Here is a 16260-nt window from a genome sequence, read left to right on the forward strand (position 1 = left end):
GGCACATGAATGAACTCATGAAAATTCTTGGCCAGACCGGCCAGGCGATGACCTTCGACCAGATCAAGATTCAGCTCGCATCGCCTGAGCAGATCCGGTCCTGGTCGTTTGGTGAAATCAAGAAGCCCGAGACAATCAACTACCGGACATTCAAGCCGGAGCGTGATGGTCTGTTCTGCGCACGTATTTTTGGCCCGATTAAGGACTACGAATGCCTGTGCGGCAAATACAAGCGGATGAAGTTCCGCGGTATTGTCTGTGAAAAATGCGGCGTTGAAGTCACCCTGGCAAAAGTGCGGCGCGAGCGGATGGGTCACATCCAGCTGGCCAGCCCTGTTGCCCATATCTGGTTCCTGAAGTCTCTTCCGAGCCGTATCGGTCTGATGGTCGATATGACGCTGAAAGACCTCGAAAAGGTTCTGTATTTCGAGAACTATCTGGTTCTTGAACCCGGCACGTCTCCGCTCAAGCAGTATTCTCTGCTGACGGAAGAACAGTATCTCGACGCCATGGATGAATATGGTGAAGAGGGTATTGAAGTCGGGATTGGCGCTGAAGCCATCAAGAAGGTGCTTGAACGCATCGACTGTGATGCCGAAAAGGTCGAACTACGTCAGGAACTGAAAGAGACGACGTCTGAAGCCAAGCGCAAGAAGCTTGTCAAACGTCTGAAGCTGATTGAGGCCTTCTCAGAAAGCGGTTCCCGCCCTGAGTGGATGATCCTTGATCTGGTTCCCGTCATTCCGCCGGAACTGCGTCCGCTGGTGCCGCTGGATGGTGGTCGCTTCGCTACGTCCGATCTGAACGATCTGTATCGTCGCGTTATCAACCGTAACAACCGTCTCAAGCGCCTGATGGAGCTGCGTGCGCCCGATATTATCGTGCGTAACGAAAAGCGTATGCTTCAGGAAGCTGTTGACGCCCTGTTTGACAACGGCCGTCGTGGCCGTGCCATTACAGGTGCCAACAAGCGCCCGCTGAAGTCTCTGTCCGACATGCTGAAAGGCAAGCAGGGCCGCTTCCGTCAGAACCTTCTTGGTAAGCGCGTTGACTACTCTGGCCGTTCGGTCATCGTGGTTGGCCCGGAAATGAAGCTGCACCAGTGCGGTCTTCCCAAGAAAATGGCGCTGGAACTGTTCAAGCCGTTCATCTACTCCAAGCTGGAAAAATACGGCCACGCCACAACCATTAAAGCTGCAAAGCGCATGGTTGAAAAAGAGCGTCCGGAAGTCTGGGATATCCTTGAAGAGGTCATCCGCGAGCATCCCGTGATGCTGAACCGCGCACCGACCCTTCACCGTCTCGGCATTCAGGCGTTTGAGCCTGTGCTGGTTGAAGGTAAGGCCATCCAGCTGCATCCGCTCGTTTGTACTGCGTTTAACGCGGACTTCGACGGTGACCAGATGGCTGTGCACGTACCGCTGAGCCTCGAAGCCCAGCTTGAAGCACGCGTGCTGATGATGTCCACCAACAACATTCTCAGCCCGGCAAACGGTAAGCCGATTATCGTGCCGTCTCAGGATATTGTTCTTGGTCTGTATTACCTCAGCCTCGAAACGCCTGAATTCGGTGTGACGCCGGACCGCAACGAGTATGACGACACCACTGGTAAACTGACGACCAAAGGTGCACCGTCCTTCTCGTCCATCGGTGAAGTGGAATACGCTCTGAATGCCGGCGTCCTGAAGCTGCACGACAAAATCCGTGCCCGTTTTGAGACGATCGATGCAGACGGCAAGAAGCACCACGAAACGGTTGTGACCACTCCGGGCCGCGTGCTGATTGCTCAGATCCTGCCGAAGAGCGAAGCCATTCCGTTCTCGCTGATCAACAAGCAGCTGACCAAGAAAGCCGTGTCTGACGTTATTGATACGGTTTATCGTCACTGTGGTCAGAAAGAAGCGGTGATCTTCTGTGACCGTCTGATGGCACTTGGTTTCCGTCACGCGGCAAAAGCCGGTATTTCCTTCGGTAAGGATGACATGATCATCCCGGCTGAAAAGAAAGTGCTGGTTGACCGCACGGCGGCTGAAGTGAAGGAATTCGAACAGCAGTATCAGGATGGTCTGATCACGGCTGGCGAACGCTACAACAAGGTGGTGGATGCCTGGTCTCGCTGCACGGACGAAGTCCAGGCTGCGATGACCAAAGAGATTTCCCGTCAGGAAGTCGGTAAGCCCATCAACTCTGTGTGGATGATGAGCCACTCCGGGGCTCGTGGGTCACCGGCGCAGATGAAGCAGCTTGCTGGTATGCGTGGCCTGATGGCCAAGCCTTCTGGTGAGATTATTGAACAGCCGATTATTGCGAACTTTAAAGAAGGTCTCTCGGTTCTCGATTACTTTACGTCTACCCATGGTGCACGTAAGGGTCTGGCCGATACCGCTCTGAAGACCGCAAACTCCGGTTATCTGACGCGTCGTCTGGTCGACGTGGCGCAGGACTGCATCATTGTCGAAAATGATTGTGGCACCGAGCGCGGCCTGACCATTCGTGCGGTGATGGATGGCGGTGAGGTTGTTTCCTCTCTGTCCGAACGGATCCTCGGCCGGACACTGGCTGCAGACGTGATCGATCCGGCTTCTGGTGAGGTTGTTGCGCCGCGCAACTGCCTGATCGACGAAGCCGACGCAGAACGCATTGAAGCATCCGGCGTGGAAACGGTTCAGATCCGCTCTGTGCTGACCTGTGACAGCCGCGTTGGCGTGTGTGGCCACTGCTATGGCCGTGACCTTGCACGAGGCACGCCGGTCAACATTGGTGAAGCTGTCGGTGTTATTGCCGCCCAGTCCATCGGTGAGCCGGGCACTCAGTTGACCATGCGTACCTTCCATATTGGTGGCGCGGCGCAGCGTGGTGCTGAGCAGTCCATGATCGAAGCGTCTCGTGACGGTAAAGTGGTTATTCGTAACCGCAACGTCGTGCAGAACAGTCAGGGCGTGCCGGTTGTCATGGCCCGTAACTGTGAAATCCTGCTGACGGACGAAGCTGGGGTCGAAAAAGCCCGCTATCGTGTGCCGTATGGTGCTCGTTTGCTGACGACGGAAGGTGCGGAAGTCACACGCGCTCAGAAACTGGCCGAGTGGGACCCCTATACCCTGCCGATCATCACCGAGAAGGCTGGTAAGGTTGAGTATCTTGACCTGATCGACTCCATCACGCTTGTCGAGCGTATGGATGAAGTGACGGGCCTGACTGCCAAGACTGTGGTGGACTACAAGCAGGCAGGGAAGGGCGTTGATCTGCGTCCGCGCTTGCAGCTGAAGGACGCCAAGGGCGATGTGATCAAGCTGGATAACGGCAACGATGCCCGTTACTTCCTGCCGCCTGAATCACTTCTGTCTGTTGAAAACGGTGCGGAAGTTCATGCGGGCGACGTTCTGGCACGTCTGCCGCGTGAAGGGTCCAAGACCCGTGATATTACCGGTGGTCTGCCGCGTGTGGCCGAGCTTTTCGAAGCCCGTCGCCCGAAAGACCATGCGATTATCGCGGAAATGGAAGGCCGTGTTGAGTTTGGGAAGGATTACAAGTCCAAGCGCCGCGTTATCGTGAAGAACGATGAGACGGGTGAAGAGACTGAATATCTGATCCCCAAAGGCAAGCATGTGTCCGTTCAGGAAGGCGACTTCGTCGAGAAGGGCGATCCGCTGGTTGATGGTCCCCGCGTGCCGCATGACATTCTGAAAGTCATGGGGGTTGAGGCTCTGTCCGACTACCTCGTGAACGAAATTCAGGATGTGTATCGTCTGCAGGGCGTGAAGATTAACGATAAGCACATTGAAGTCATCGTCCGTCAGATGCTCCAGAAGGTCGAAATTCTGGAGCCTGGTGATACGACGTATCTCATTGGCGAAACCGTTGATCGGATTGAGTATGAGACCGAGAATACCAAGCGCATGAATGCTGGGGAGCGCCCTGCGCTTGCTATGCCGGTGCTGCAGGGTATTACCAAGGCCTCTCTGCAGACCCAGTCCTTCATCTCTGCTGCATCCTTCCAGGAGACCACACGTGTCCTGACAGAGGCTGCAACGGCAGGGAAGGTGGATACCCTGAATGGTCTGAAAGAGAACGTCATTGTCGGTCGTCTGATCCCGGCTGGTACGGGGAGCGTCATGAACCGTCTGCGGGCAATCGCAGCGTCTCAGGATCGTCAGCGCGTCGGGCGGTCTGCTGCCGAGTAAAGAGCAGGCGTCATTAAGACGTTAGAAGAGGAGGGATCAGGGCTATGCTCTGGTCCCTTTCTTTTTATGTGAGGGCTTCTTTCTTCTTTTCGCGGTCGAGAATCGCGTACCCCGCTTGACTTAAGGGGGGGGGAGAGGTAGTTAGCAGCCCTCAGCTTCTGCTCCCGTGCCGGAGCGGAGGTAAATTCGTAATTCTTGTGTAAGCATGCGGTTGGCTTTCTCTGGGAAGTTAGAGCCGGATGCCTAGATAGCCCCACACGGGTGTTGTTGCCTGGTGGGTTTTTCAAATGACAGTCGGCAGCCGATAAAAAGGTTAGCCGGCCGAACTGTGTAAGGATCGGGAAAGGCGCATGCCGACCATCAACCAGCTCATTGCCAAGGGGCGCAAGCCTGCAGTCAAGCGCAACAAAGTGCCCGCGCTGCAGAGTTGCCCCCAGAAACGTGGTGTTTGCACCCGTGTTTATACGACGACGCCTAAAAAGCCGAACTCCGCACTGCGTAAAGTTGCAAAGGTGCGTCTGACGAACGGCTATGAGGTGGTGAGTTATATTCCGGGTGAAGGCCACAACCTTCAGGAACATAGCGTCGTGCTTATCCGTGGGGGTCGTGTAAAGGATCTTCCGGGTGTGCGTTATCACATCCTTCGCGGTGTCCTGGATACCCAGGGTATTGCTAAGCGTCGTCAGCGGCGTTCGCTCTACGGCGCGAAGCGTCCGAAGTAAGAGGAAGTTAAGGTATGAGCCGCCGTCACCGCGCTGTTAAGCGTGAGATTCTTCCTGATCCGAAGTTCGGAGATATTGTCATTACGCGTTTCATGAACGCTCTGATGTATGATGGCAAAAAATCCACTGCGGAGAGGATTGTTTATGGAGCTCTCGAGGCGATGGTTCGCCGGAGTGGAGCTTCTGCAGATCCGGTCGCATTGTTCCACAATGCTCTGGATAACGTTAAGCCTGCAGTAGAAGTTCGCTCTCGCCGCGTTGGTGGTGCGACCTATCAGGTGCCTGTTGAAGTTCGCACTGAGCGCCGTCAGGCGCTGGCCATCCGCTGGGTGATCGACGCTTCCCGCAAACGGGGCGAGAACACCATGCAGGACCGGTTGTCCAACGAACTGATGGACGCTGTGAATAACCGTGGCGCTGCTGTAAAGAAGCGTGAAGATACCCATCGTATGGCCGAAGCCAACAAGGCATTCAGCCACTATCGCTGGTAATCTTTTAGGTGTGGCATTCACTCCTTGTGGAGTGGGGGCGGACTTATTAAAAACTGCATCCCGATAAGTTTTCGGGGTATGGAGTAGAGAAATGGCTAAGGCTAAATTTGAGCGGAATAAACCGCACTGCAACATCGGCACCATCGGCCACGTTGACCATGGCAAGACGTCTCTGACGGCTGCTATCACGAAGACGCTGGCAAAATCCGGTGGTGCTGACTTTAAAGCATACGACCAGATCGATGCGGCTCCGGAAGAGCGCGCTCGTGGGATCACCATCTCCACGGCTCACGTGGAATATGAAACCGACAAGCGTCACTACGCGCACGTCGACTGCCCCGGACATGCTGACTACGTGAAGAACATGATCACGGGTGCAGCGCAGATGGACGGTGCTATTCTCGTGGTTTCCGCAGCTGATGGCCCGATGCCGCAGACCCGTGAGCACATCCTGCTTGCTCGTCAGGTTGGTGTGCCGGCTCTGGTTGTCTTCCTGAACAAAGTTGATCAGGTTGATGATCCGGAACTGCTTGAGCTGGTTGAAATGGAAGTTCGTGAACTTCTGTCTTCCTATCAGTTCCCTGGCGACGATATCCCCATCATCAAGGGTTCCGCTCTGGTAACTCTGGAAGATGGTGATCCGGAAGTCGGTGAAAACCGCGTTAAGGATCTGATGGATGCGGTCGACTCCTACATCCCGCAGCCGGAGCGTCCGGTTGACCGTCCGTTCCTGATGCCGATCGAAGACGTGTTCTCCATCTCCGGTCGTGGCACCGTGGTGACGGGCCGTGTCGAGCGTGGCGTTGTGAACGTGGGTGACGAAGTTGAAATCGTCGGCCTGAAGGACACCGTTAAGACGACCGTTACGGGCGTTGAAATGTTCCGCAAGCTGCTCGATCGTGGTGAAGCTGGTGACAACATCGGTGCGCTGGTGCGTGGCACGAAGCGTGAAGACGTTGAGCGTGGTCAGGTTCTGGCTAAGCCGGGCTCCATCACCCCGCATAAGAAGTTCAAAGCTGAAGCTTACATCCTGACGAAGGATGAAGGTGGCCGTCACACGCCGTTCTTCACCAACTATCGTCCGCAGTTCTATTTCCGCACGACCGACGTCACCGGCGTTGTTCACCTGCCGGAAGGTACGGAAATGGTCATGCCTGGCGATAACTGCGCCATGGATGTTGAACTGATCGCTCCGATCGCCATGGATGAAGGCCTGCGTTTCGCTATTCGCGAAGGTGGCCGCACCGTTGGTGCCGGCGTGGTTGCTTCTATCACCGAGTAATCGGTTAGAAGCCTAGGACTGGATGGCCCCGGCTGAGTCTTCGGCCGGGGTCTTACTTGGCGGCCGGGTTACCCCGGACCAGTAAAGTGTTGGACTAAGAAACAATGGACAACCAGAACATCCGCATTCGCCTGAAGGCGTACGATCATCGTGTTCTCGATAACAGCACGAAAGAGATCGTCAATACGGCGAAGCGTACGGGTGCGCGGGTTCGGGGTCCTATCCCGCTGCCGACGCATATCGAGCGGTTTACAGTGAACCGTTCTCCCCACGTGGATAAGAAGAGCCGCGAACAGTTCGAAATTCGGACTCATCGCCGCCTGCTCGATATTGTCGAGCCGACTCCGCAGACCGTGGACGCTCTCATGAAACTCGACCTCGCCGCTGGCGTGGATGTCGAGATCAAACTTTAAGGTCCAGACGATGCGCACCGGATTGATCGCAAAAAAGTTGGGCATGTCCCGACTGTTCAAGGAAGATGGCACACATGTGCCCGTTACCGTCCTGCATGTGGATTCCGTGCAGGTGGTTGATGTCCGCACCCAGGAGCGGGATGGCTACACAGCCGTTCAGCTGGGTATGGGCAAAGCCAAGGTAAAAAATGTCTCTAAGCCGAACCGCGGCCATTTTGCCCGCACAAAGGTAGAGCCGAAGAAGAAGCTTGCTGAATTCCGTGTAGCTGACGATGCTACGCTGGACATCGGTGCTTCTCTGTCCGCTGCTCACTTTGTTGTGGGGCAGAAAGTCGACGTGACAGGCACCAGCAAGGGTAAAGGGTTCGCAGGCGCCATGAAGCGCTGGAACTTTGCCGGTCTGGAAGCCTCCCACGGCGTATCCATCTCTCACCGTTCACATGGTTCTACCGGTAACCGTCAGGATCCCGGCAAGACCTTCAAGAACAAGAAGATGGCTGGTCATCTTGGCGATGAGCGTATTACCACGCTGAATCTTGAAATTGCTGCGATCGATCCGGAAAAGAACCTGATCATGATCCGTGGTTCCGTTCCCGGAGCTAAAAACGGTGTCGTTCTGGTCCGTGATGCGATTAAAAAAGCCCGCCATGTCGATGCGCCTTACCCGGCCGCTCTCGTGACGGCGGAGGGCTGAGGTCATGGAAATCGAAATCAAAACGCTTGATAACGGCACCGCAGGTTCTGCAACGCTCCCCGAGGCGCTGTTCTCCGTAGCACCGCGTAATGACATCATGGCGCGTGTTGTGCACTGGCAGCTGGCTAAGCGCCGCGCTGGTAAGCATAAGGTCAAAGGCATGGGCGAAGTGTCCGGCACGACCAAAAAGCCGTACCGCCAGAAAGGCACCGGTAGCGCCCGTCAGGGTTCTCTCCGTGCGCCGCAGTATCGTACCGGTGGCGCTGTCCATGGTCCGGTTGTGCGTGATCATGGCTACGACCTTCCCAAGAAGGTGCGTCGTCTGGGTCTGATTTCTGCGCTGTCCCAGAAAGCAAAAGAAGGCAAGCTTGTTGTTCTTCAGTCTGCTTCTGGTGTGGCACGCACGAGCGAACTGGCTGCAAAGCTGAAAACGCTTGGCTGGACGTCTGCCCTGATTGTTGACGCCGCTGTTGATGAAGGCTTCCTGCGCGCTGCAAGCAACCTGCCGCGCATTGATGTCCTGCCGACAATCGGTGCCAACGTTTATGACATTCTTAATCACGAGGTCCTGGCAATTACCCAGGCTGGCCTCGAGGGTCTGAAGGAGCGCCTGGCATGACGAACATTCTTGCTCTGCGCAAGAAAGCCGAGCGTCTTTCTCGGGAAGCGATGTACGACATTGTTCGTTCTCCGCTGATCACCGAGAAAGCAACTGCGCTTTCAGAGAAAAATCAGGTTGCTTTCAAGGTTGCGATCTCTGCAACCAAGCCTGAAATCAAAGTGGCTGTGGAAACACTGTTCGGCGTCAAGGTCGTTGGCGTTAACACGCTTGTCCAGAAGGGCAAGACCAAGCGCTTCAAGGGGCGTCTGGGGCAGCGTTCTGATATCAAGAAGGCGTTCGTCCAGCTTGCGGAAGGTCAGTCCATCGACCTTACCGCCAAACTGGCGTGACGTGGGGTAGGAACAAATGGCACTGAAGCACTTTAATCCCGTCACGCCGAGCCTTCGTGGTACGGTTCTGATCGATCGTTCCGACCTCTGGAAGGGCAAGCCGGTCAAGCAGCTGACGGAAGGCAAAAACAAGACGGGTGGTCGTAACAATAACGGTCGCACCACGTCTCGTTTCCGTGGCGGCGGGCACAAGCAGTCTTACCGTTATGTCGACTTCAAGCGTCGTAAATTTGACGTGCTGGGCACAGTTGAGCGTCTGGAATATGACCCCAACCGTACCGCCTTCATCGCGCTGGTGAAGTATGAAGACGGTGAACTGGCTTACATCCTGGCACCGCAGCGTCTGAAAGTTGGTGACAATGTCATCGCTGGCACGCGCGTTGACATCAAGCCGGGTAATGCGATGCCGCTGGCATCCATCCCGGTTGGCACGATCGTGCATAACATCGAACTGAAGCAGGGTGCCGGTGGCAAGCTGGCCCGCTCTGCCGGGACGTATGCACAGCTGGTTGGTAAAGATGCCGGCTATGCACAGATCAAGCTGCAGTCTGGTGAACTGCGTGTTGTGCGCGGTGAATGCATGGCAACGGTTGGGGCAGTTTCCAACCCGGACAACATGAACCAGCACATGGGTAAGGCTGGCCGTGCGCGCTGGCTGGGTCGTCGTCCGCATAACCGCGGCGTTGTGATGAACCCGGTCGACCATCCGCATGGTGGTGGTGAAGGCCGCACCTCTGGTGGCCGTCATCCGGTTACGCCATGGGGCAAGCCTACCAAAGGTTACAAAACTCGGGTCAACAAGCGTACGGACAGTCTGATTATCCGTCGTCGGAAGACCGGCAAGTAAGGGGCAATAGAAGATGGCACGTTCCGTCTGGAAAGGCCCGTTCGTCGACGGGTATCTGCTGAGCAAAGCTGAAACGTCCCGCGCGTCGGGTCGTAATGAAGTGATCAAGATCTGGTCACGTCGTTCTACGATCCTTCCGCAGTTCGTTGGTTTGACGTTCGGTGTTTATAATGGTCAGAAGTTCCTGCCCGTGCAGGTGACGGAGAATATGGTCGGACACAAGTTCGGCGAATTTTCTCCCACCCGTACATTCCACGGGCATGGGGCCGACAAGAAGTCGAAGCGGGGCTAAGATGAGCAAGCCGAAGCATCCGCGCACGCTCGCGGAAACAGAAGCGCAGGCGATTACGCGCAACATCCGGGTTAGTCCCCGCAAGTTGAACCTTGTTGCGGGTCTTATCCGCAACAAGCCTGCGTCTCAGGCTGTCGCAACCTTGACGTTCTCCAAGCGTCGCATCGCCCAGGAAGTCAAAAAGACCCTGGAAAGCGCGATTGCTAATGCCGAGAACAATCATCAGCTGGACGTTGACCAGCTGGTTGTAAAGACGGCTGAGGTCGGAAAGTCTATTGTCATGCGTCGCTTCCATGCGCGTGGCCGTGGTCGTTCCGCCCGTGTGGAAAAGTTCTTCAGCCATCTGAAGATTGTTGTTGCCGAACGGGCTCCGGAGCCCGAAGCAGCTTCTCCTGAGCAGAAGGCGGCCTGACGTATGGGACATAAAGTCAATCCAATCGGGCTGCGGCTCGGAATCAATCGCACCTGGGATAGCCGTTGGTACGCTGACTCCGACTATTCTCGTCTGCTGCACGAAGACCTGAAGCTGCGCGCTTTCCTGCGTCGCAAGCTGTCTGGTGCTGGCGTGTCTCGCGTTGTGATCGAACGCCCGGCTAAGAAGCCGCGCGTGACCATCTATGCGGCTCGTCCGGGCGTTGTGATCGGTAAAAAAGGTCAGGACATTGACGCTCTGCGCAAAGAGCTGACCAAAATGGCCGGTACGGAAGTGGCTCTCAACATTGTTGAGATCCGCAAGCCGGAAATCGACGCAACTCTGGTGGCTGACAACATTGCTCAGCAGCTCGAACGTCGTGTGGCTTTCCGTCGCGCCATGAAGCGCGCCGTGCAGTCCGCTATGCGTCTGGGTGCACAGGGGATCCGGATCAACTGTTCCGGTCGTCTGGGTGGCGCAGAAATCGCTCGTATCGAATGGTATCGTGAAGGTCGTGTGCCGCTGCATACGCTCCGTGCTGATATCGATTACGGGACGGCTACTGCACAGACCACGTATGGCGCTTGCGGTGTGAAGGTGTGGATCTTTAAAGGTGAGATCCTGGCCCATGACCCACTGGCTCAGGACCGCCGGGCGGCCGAGCAGGCCCCTCAGCGCTGAGGCGAAGGATAGAAGACAATGCTCTCTCCGAAGCGAACTAAATTCCGTAAGGCTCACAAAGGTCGTATTCACGGCCTGGCCAAAAGCGGTACGACGCTCAACTTCGGTACGTTCGGTCTGAAGGCTCTTCAGCCCGAACGTATCACCGCACGGCAGATTGAAGCCTCTCGTCGGGCTATCACCAGGGCGATGAAACGTGCAGGTCGCGTGTGGATTCGTATTTTCCCTGACCTTCCGGTCTCGACAAAGCCTGCAGAAGTGCGTATGGGGTCGGGCAAGGGATCTCCCGAATACTGGGTGGCCCGTGTGAAACCCGGTCGCATTTTGTTTGAAATCGAAGGCGTGCCGCCCGAGATCGCGCGTGAAGCGCTGGCTCTCGGTGCAGCAAAGCTGCCGATCAAGACGAAATTTGTGACCCGAATTGGAGATGCGTAAGATGGCGAAGGCAACAAAGCCCGCTGACCTGCGTGCCAAAACGGCCGATGAACTGAACGCGCTTCTGCTCGAACTGAAGCGCGAACAGCTCAATCTCCGGTTCCAGCAGGCAACCGGGCAGAACGAAGGCCAGAGCCGCATTCGTGTGGTCCGTCGTGAAATTGCGCGCATCAAAACGATCGTCGCGCAGAATACTGAGAAGTCTGCGGCAGGTGCGAAAACATCTGCTGCCATTTCCTGAAGGGAGTTGGACGATGCCAAGGCGCGTCCTTACCGGACGTGTGACCAGCGACAAGATGGACAAGACCGTAACGGTTCTTGTCGATCGTCGCGTCATGCATCCGCTGTATAAGAAGTTCATCCGTCGCTCTAAGAAATATGCAGCGCATGATGAAGAGAATGTCTGCAAAGTGGGCGATACCGTGCGCATCATCGAATGCACACCGATTTCCCGGCGCAAGACGTGGGCCGTGGTGGCACGCAACGGTGAGGTTGTTGATGCGTCCTCCGCTGGCGTGTCGGCGTAAGGTAAGGATATCTAGATCATGATCCATCCCGAGACCAACCTCGACGTGGCCGACAATTCTGGTGCGCGTCAGGTGCAGTGCATCAAGGTGCTGGGCGGTTCCAAACGGAAATCCGCCTCGGTCGGCGACGTGATCGTCGTGTCTGTCAAGGAAGCCATCCCCCGCGGGAAGGTGAAAAAAGGCGACGTACACCAAGCTGTTATCGTGCGTACCTCTTATCCGGTTCGTCGCCCCGACGGGAGCGCCATCCGTTTCGATAAGAATGCTGCTGTGCTGATTAACAAGCAGCAGGAGCCGATCGGCACCCGTATCTTCGGCCCGGTTGTTCGTGAACTGCGTGCGCGCAAGTTCATGAAAATTATCTCTCTGGCGCCGGAGGTTCTATAAATGGCTGCTCGCATTAAAAAAGGCGATACGGTTGTTGTCATCAGCGGTTCCTCCAAAGGGACCCAAGGTGAAGTTCTTTCCGTCCGCCCGGCTGAAAATCGTGCGATTGTGCGTGGCGTTGCAATGATCAAGCGTCACCAGAAAGCAACGCGCATGGGTGAAGAAGGCGGCATCATCACGCGTGAAGCCCCGATTCATCTGTCAAATCTGAAACTGATCGATCCGGCCTCCAAGAAGCCGACCCGCGTTGGGTTCCGCGTTCTTGAAGACGGACGGAAAGTTCGTGTTGCGAAAGCAACCGGCGAAGTGATTGAAGGCTGAGGGGGCGAGAATGAGTGAGTCTAAGGGCGTTCGTTCCGTTCCTCGTATGCAGGAACGTTATGAAGCCGAACTGCGTGCCAAGCTGCGCGAGCAGTTCGGTTACAAAAACATCATGCAGGTTCCTCGGCTGGAAAAAATTGTCCTGAATATGGGCGTTGGTGAAGCTGCGGGCGACCAGAAGAAGCTGGACGCTGCTGTTGCTGAAATGACGCTGATTGCAGGTCAGAAGCCGGTCAAGACTGTTGCTAAAAAAGCAATCGCGGGCTTTAAGATCCGTGAAGGTCTGCCGATTGGTTGTAAAGTTACGCTGCGTCGTGCGCAGATGTATGAATTCCTTGACCGTCTGGTCACGATCGCAATGCCCCGCATTCGCGATTTCCGTGGTCTGCCGGCAAATAAGGGATTTGACGGACGTGGTAACTTTGCTCTCGGTCTGAAAGAGCAGCTCGTTTTCCCGGAAATCGACTACGATAAAGTGGACGAAGTTCGTGGGATGGACGTGGTGTTCGTGACCAGTGCAAAGACGGATGCGGAAGCTAAGGCGCTTCTTAAAGCATTCGATCTGCCCTTTGCTGCCTGAGTGAAATAGGTTATCTGTCACCAGGTGTTGTTGTCTTGGAAAACCGTCGAAGGTTTTCGAAGGGTTCCGGAGGATAAAAATATATGGCTAAGACTTCTGCCATCACGCGCAATGCCAAGCGGACACGCATGGCTGCGCGGGACAAGGAAAAGCGTGCGGCGCTGAAAAACATCGTCATGGACCGCTCGCTTCCTGTAGAAGATCGGTTTGATGCGTCTTTAAAGCTGGCTGAACTGCCGCGGAATGGTTCACGCGTTCGCGTGCGTCTCCGTTGCAAACTTACGGGGCGCTCTCGCGGTAACTACCGCAAGTTTGAGCTGTGCCGTATCGCACTGCGTGATCTGGCTTCAAACGGGCAGATCCCGGGCCTGGTCAAAGCTAGCTGGTAAGGGCGCACAATGTCACTTTCTGATCCGCTGGGTGATATGCTCACCCGTATTCGTAACGCACAGCGTGCACGTCACGTGTCCTGTGTGTCGCCGGCTTCCAAGCTGCGTTCGAATGTTCTCGATGCCCTGCAGCGTGAAGGCTACATCCGTGGCTATTCACACGAAGAAATTCGCAAAGGCATCACTCAACTCCATATCGAGCTGAAGTATTCCGAAGGCGAGCCGGTTATTAAGGAAATTCATCGCGTGTCCCGCCCGGGTCGCCGTGTGTATTCCAAGATTAAAGAATTGCCGCGGGTGCGTGCTGGTCTCGGGGTTTCGATCCTGTCCACACCGCGTGGTGTTCTGTCTGATGTCGAGGCTCGCGCTGCCAATGTTGGCGGCGAAGTCCTCTGTCGCGTGTTCTGAGGAGGGATAAATGTCACGTGTAGGCAAATATCCCGTTGATGTTCCCGCCGGGGTGACTGTCTCGATTGCAGACGGTGTGTTCAAGGCGAAAGGGAAGCTGGGCGAACTCGCGTTGCCGCTTTCCTCTCACATTGAGGCGGAAATTTCAGACGGGAAAGTCGCGGTGCGTCCGGTTGGGACAGCAGCGCAGGCTCGTATGATGTGGGGTACAACCCGCGCACTGATTGCAACTGCAATCAAAGGCGTGTCTGAAGGGTTCTCAAAAGCTCTTGAGATTAACGGTACTGGTTACCGTGCTGCAGTGCAGGGTTCTAATCTTGTGATGAATCTGGGCTATTCTCACGACGTGGTTTATCCGATCCCGCAGGGTATCAAGATCTCCACGCCGCGTCCGACAGCTATTCTTGTCGAAGGTATCGACAAGCAGCGCGTTGGTCAGGTTGCTCTTGATATTCGCAGTTTTCGTAAGCCTGAGCCTTACAAAGGCAAGGGTGTGCGTTATGAGACGGAAACCATTCGTCGCAAGGAAGGCAAGAAGAAATAATGAGCACTCAGCAGGAACTGCGGAACCGTCGGCGTGCTCGCCTGCGTTTTCAGCTCCGTCGCAAGGCTGGTGGTCGTCCGCGTCTGTCGGTCTTCCGGTCTGGCAAGAACATCTATGCACAGGTCATTGACGATGTGCGTGGCTGCACCCTTGCTGCCGCTTCCAGCCTGGATAAAGAACTTCGTCCGTCTCTGAAGAGCGGTGCCAACAAGGATAGCGCTGGCGCTGTCGGTAAACTTGTTGCGCAGCGTGCTGTGGCTGCAGGCGTCTCCCAGGTTGTTTTCGACAGGGGGTCGTATCTTTATCATGGGCGCGTGAAAGCCCTGGCGGAGGCTGCCCGTGAGGGCGGTCTCTCCTTCTGAGGAAAGGATCACGTAATGGCTCGTGAACCAAGAGAAGGCGGTCGAGGCGGCCGTGATCGTGAACGCGAAGGTGATGAACTGGTTGATAAGCTGGTAACCATCAACCGTGTTGCTAAGGTTGTTAAGGGTGGTCGGCGCTTTGCCTTCGCTGCTCTGGTTGTCGTTGGCGACCAGAAAGGCCGTGTTGGGTATGGTGCTGGTAAGGCCCGTGAAGTGCCGGAAGCCATCCGTAAGGCTACGGAACGTGCCAAACGTGGCATGATCCGGGTGCCGATGAAGGAAGGCCGTACGCTGCATCACGATGTGGCTGGTCACTTCGGTGCTGGTAAAGTGATCCTGCGCTCTGCGGAAGCAGGGACTGGGATCATCGCTGGCGGCCCGATGCGCGCTGTCTTCGAAAGCCTGGGCATCAATGATGTGGTTGCTAAGTCCCTCGGGACCCGTAACCCGCATAACATGGTGAAGGCGACGTTCTCGGCGCTGGAACGGTGTGCAAGCCCGCGTTCTGTCGCCAACCGTCGCGGTAAGAAGGTTGCTGAAATCTTCGGTAAGCGCGACCAGGCTGCTTCGGCTGTGGAGGCTGCAGATGTCTGAGGCGAAAACCTTTAAGGTCACCCAGATTGCGTCCGGTAACGGTCGCAAGCCTGGTCAGAAAGAGACCCTTGTGGGTCTCGGCCTGAACAAGATCGGTCGTGAGCGGGTGTTGGAAGACACCCCCTCAACCCGCGGTATGGTCCGTAAGGTGGCCCACCTTGTGAAGGTGGAGGATTGATATGAATCTGAACGAACTGCGTGATAACGAAGGCTCTCGTTATCGCAAAAAGCGTCTCGGTCGTGGTATCGGTTCTGGCAAAGGCAAGACCTCCGGTAGAGGTGTGAAGGGGCAGAAAGCACGTGAAGGCGTGTCCCTGAACGGCTTTGAAGGTGGTCAGCTGCCGATCTATCGTCGTCTGCCGAAACGCGGCTTCAAGAACATCTTCCGCAAGGTTTATGCTCCGATTAACCTCGGTGCGATTGAAAAAGCCTTTGCAGAAGGCAAGCTTGAAGCTGGCGCGGCTGTGACGGAAGAAACGCTGAAGAATGCTGGTCTGATCGGCACGGGCAAATATGCCGGTGTGCGTATTCTGGCTGAAGGCGAACTGACCCGCGCTGTCACGTTCGAAGTGTCTGGTGCTTCTGCTTCTGCAGTGGCAGCTATTGAGAAAGCTGGCGGGTCGATTAAGGTCCTGGTAGCTCCCAAGGCTGCTGAAGCCAGCGCATCCTGATGCTTTGGCCAGAAGGACGGTTTCGTACTGTTCTTCTGGCCGATGCCTCTCCAGATGTGGTCTGGGTTAACTCTTA

General features: G+C 55.8%; 25 protein-coding genes. All 25 read left to right on the forward strand.

Annotated elements, in window-relative coordinates; translation table 11 throughout:
• The first annotated feature begins 5 nt into the window (after nucleotides 1-5).
• The 25 genes from rpoC to rplO all read left to right on the forward strand — a co-directional run bounded on the left by rpoC (nucleotide 6) and on the right by rplO (nucleotide 16184).
• Nucleotides 6-4181, forward strand: coding sequence for a DNA-directed RNA polymerase subunit beta' (gene rpoC / locus ACHQGU_RS05575; RefSeq protein ID WP_062141830.1), 4176 nt, complete (start codon nucleotides 6-8; stop codon nucleotides 4179-4181).
• Nucleotides 4182-4531: 350 nt separating this feature from the next.
• Nucleotides 4532-4903: a 30S ribosomal protein S12 gene (gene rpsL / locus ACHQGU_RS05580; protein WP_025826436.1), complete on the forward strand. Its 372-nt coding sequence runs from the start codon at nucleotides 4532-4534 to the stop codon at nucleotides 4901-4903.
• A gap of 14 nt (nucleotides 4904-4917) precedes the next feature.
• Nucleotides 4918-5394, forward strand: coding sequence for a 30S ribosomal protein S7 (gene rpsG, locus ACHQGU_RS05585; RefSeq protein ID WP_043552235.1), 477 nt, complete (start codon nucleotides 4918-4920; stop codon nucleotides 5392-5394).
• A 91-nt stretch (nucleotides 5395-5485) separates the two neighbouring features.
• The gene (tuf, locus tag ACHQGU_RS05590; protein ID WP_062272538.1) at nucleotides 5486-6676 is read left to right on the forward strand and encodes an elongation factor Tu; all 1191 of its coding nucleotides are present in this window, start codon (nucleotides 5486-5488) and stop codon (nucleotides 6674-6676) included.
• A 104-nt stretch (nucleotides 6677-6780) separates the two neighbouring features.
• Nucleotides 6781-7089 (forward strand): 30S ribosomal protein S10, encoded by a 309-nt coding sequence (rpsJ, locus tag ACHQGU_RS05595; protein ID WP_007282720.1) that lies wholly within the window; start codon nucleotides 6781-6783, stop codon nucleotides 7087-7089.
• Nucleotides 7090-7099: 10 nt separating this feature from the next.
• Entirely contained in the window at nucleotides 7100-7783 is a 684-nt protein-coding gene (gene rplC / locus ACHQGU_RS05600) for a 50S ribosomal protein L3 (protein ID WP_043552239.1), read from the forward strand.
• A 4-nt stretch (nucleotides 7784-7787) separates the two neighbouring features.
• The gene (gene rplD, locus ACHQGU_RS05605; RefSeq protein WP_395496121.1) at nucleotides 7788-8402 is read left to right on the forward strand and encodes a 50S ribosomal protein L4; all 615 of its coding nucleotides are present in this window, start codon (nucleotides 7788-7790) and stop codon (nucleotides 8400-8402) included.
• Nucleotides 8399-8734: a 50S ribosomal protein L23 gene (locus ACHQGU_RS05610; RefSeq protein ID WP_043552242.1), complete on the forward strand. Its 336-nt coding sequence runs from the start codon at nucleotides 8399-8401 to the stop codon at nucleotides 8732-8734. The genes rplD and ACHQGU_RS05610 overlap by 4 nt, the downstream gene beginning before the upstream one ends.
• A 16-nt stretch (nucleotides 8735-8750) precedes the next feature.
• Complete coding sequence (gene rplB / locus ACHQGU_RS05615; RefSeq protein WP_043552244.1) at nucleotides 8751-9581, forward strand: 50S ribosomal protein L2; 831 nt, start codon at nucleotides 8751-8753, stop codon at nucleotides 9579-9581.
• A 13-nt stretch (nucleotides 9582-9594) separates the two neighbouring features.
• On the forward strand, nucleotides 9595-9873 hold the full coding sequence (gene rpsS, locus ACHQGU_RS05620; protein WP_025826448.1) for a 30S ribosomal protein S19: 279 nt from the start codon (nucleotides 9595-9597) through the stop codon (nucleotides 9871-9873).
• 1 nt (nucleotide 9874) lies between these two features.
• Nucleotides 9875-10285 (forward strand): 50S ribosomal protein L22, encoded by a 411-nt coding sequence (gene rplV, locus ACHQGU_RS05625; protein WP_043552246.1) that lies wholly within the window; start codon nucleotides 9875-9877, stop codon nucleotides 10283-10285.
• Between the two features lie 3 nt (nucleotides 10286-10288).
• The gene (rpsC, locus tag ACHQGU_RS05630; RefSeq protein WP_043552247.1) at nucleotides 10289-10966 is read left to right on the forward strand and encodes a 30S ribosomal protein S3; all 678 of its coding nucleotides are present in this window, start codon (nucleotides 10289-10291) and stop codon (nucleotides 10964-10966) included.
• An 18-nt stretch (nucleotides 10967-10984) separates the two neighbouring features.
• The gene (gene rplP, locus ACHQGU_RS05635) at nucleotides 10985-11401 is read left to right on the forward strand and encodes a 50S ribosomal protein L16 (protein ID WP_025826454.1); all 417 of its coding nucleotides are present in this window, start codon (nucleotides 10985-10987) and stop codon (nucleotides 11399-11401) included.
• A gap of 1 nt (nucleotide 11402) precedes the next feature.
• Entirely contained in the window at nucleotides 11403-11642 is a 240-nt protein-coding gene (gene rpmC / locus ACHQGU_RS05640) for a 50S ribosomal protein L29 (protein WP_061509090.1), read from the forward strand.
• A gap of 13 nt (nucleotides 11643-11655) precedes the next feature.
• Nucleotides 11656-11928 carry a 30S ribosomal protein S17 gene (gene rpsQ, locus ACHQGU_RS05645; protein ID WP_043552251.1) on the forward strand — a complete coding sequence of 91 codons (273 nt, stop codon included), beginning with the start codon at nucleotides 11656-11658 and terminating at the stop codon, nucleotides 11926-11928.
• 18 nt (nucleotides 11929-11946) lie between these two features.
• A complete protein-coding gene (gene rplN, locus ACHQGU_RS05650; protein ID WP_006557767.1) occupies nucleotides 11947-12315 on the forward strand; it encodes a 50S ribosomal protein L14 in 369 nt (122 codons plus the stop codon).
• Nucleotides 12316-12636 carry a 50S ribosomal protein L24 gene (rplX, locus tag ACHQGU_RS05655; RefSeq protein ID WP_043552253.1) on the forward strand — a complete coding sequence of 107 codons (321 nt, stop codon included), beginning with the start codon at nucleotides 12316-12318 and terminating at the stop codon, nucleotides 12634-12636. It begins immediately after the preceding gene.
• Nucleotides 12637-12646: 10 nt separating this feature from the next.
• On the forward strand, nucleotides 12647-13216 hold the full coding sequence (gene rplE / locus ACHQGU_RS05660) for a 50S ribosomal protein L5 (RefSeq protein WP_061509091.1): 570 nt from the start codon (nucleotides 12647-12649) through the stop codon (nucleotides 13214-13216).
• An 83-nt stretch (nucleotides 13217-13299) separates the two neighbouring features.
• Nucleotides 13300-13605: a 30S ribosomal protein S14 gene (rpsN, locus tag ACHQGU_RS05665; protein ID WP_025826462.1), complete on the forward strand. Its 306-nt coding sequence runs from the start codon at nucleotides 13300-13302 to the stop codon at nucleotides 13603-13605.
• A 9-nt stretch (nucleotides 13606-13614) separates the two neighbouring features.
• Complete coding sequence (gene rpsH, locus ACHQGU_RS05670; RefSeq protein WP_025826465.1) at nucleotides 13615-14013, forward strand: 30S ribosomal protein S8; 399 nt, start codon at nucleotides 13615-13617, stop codon at nucleotides 14011-14013.
• Between the two features lie 10 nt (nucleotides 14014-14023).
• The gene (gene rplF, locus ACHQGU_RS05675) at nucleotides 14024-14557 is read left to right on the forward strand and encodes a 50S ribosomal protein L6 (RefSeq protein WP_061509092.1); all 534 of its coding nucleotides are present in this window, start codon (nucleotides 14024-14026) and stop codon (nucleotides 14555-14557) included.
• On the forward strand, nucleotides 14557-14919 hold the full coding sequence (gene rplR / locus ACHQGU_RS05680; protein WP_043552261.1) for a 50S ribosomal protein L18: 363 nt from the start codon (nucleotides 14557-14559) through the stop codon (nucleotides 14917-14919). Before rplF ends, rplR begins: the two co-directional genes overlap by 1 nt.
• 15 nt (nucleotides 14920-14934) lie before the next feature.
• Entirely contained in the window at nucleotides 14935-15513 is a 579-nt protein-coding gene (rpsE, locus tag ACHQGU_RS05685) for a 30S ribosomal protein S5 (RefSeq protein ID WP_061490106.1), read from the forward strand.
• The gene (gene rpmD / locus ACHQGU_RS05690; protein WP_043552264.1) at nucleotides 15506-15691 is read left to right on the forward strand and encodes a 50S ribosomal protein L30; all 186 of its coding nucleotides are present in this window, start codon (nucleotides 15506-15508) and stop codon (nucleotides 15689-15691) included. Before rpsE ends, rpmD begins: the two co-directional genes overlap by 8 nt.
• 1 nt (nucleotide 15692) lies before the next feature.
• A complete protein-coding gene (rplO, locus tag ACHQGU_RS05695) occupies nucleotides 15693-16184 on the forward strand; it encodes a 50S ribosomal protein L15 (RefSeq protein WP_061509093.1) in 492 nt (163 codons plus the stop codon).
• The last annotated feature ends 76 nt before the right edge of the window (nucleotides 16185-16260 follow it).

Source organism: Acetobacter sp. KSO5, assembly GCF_044094635.1.
GTDB classification, from domain to species: Bacteria; Pseudomonadota; Alphaproteobacteria; order Acetobacterales; family Acetobacteraceae; genus Acetobacter; species Acetobacter cerevisiae.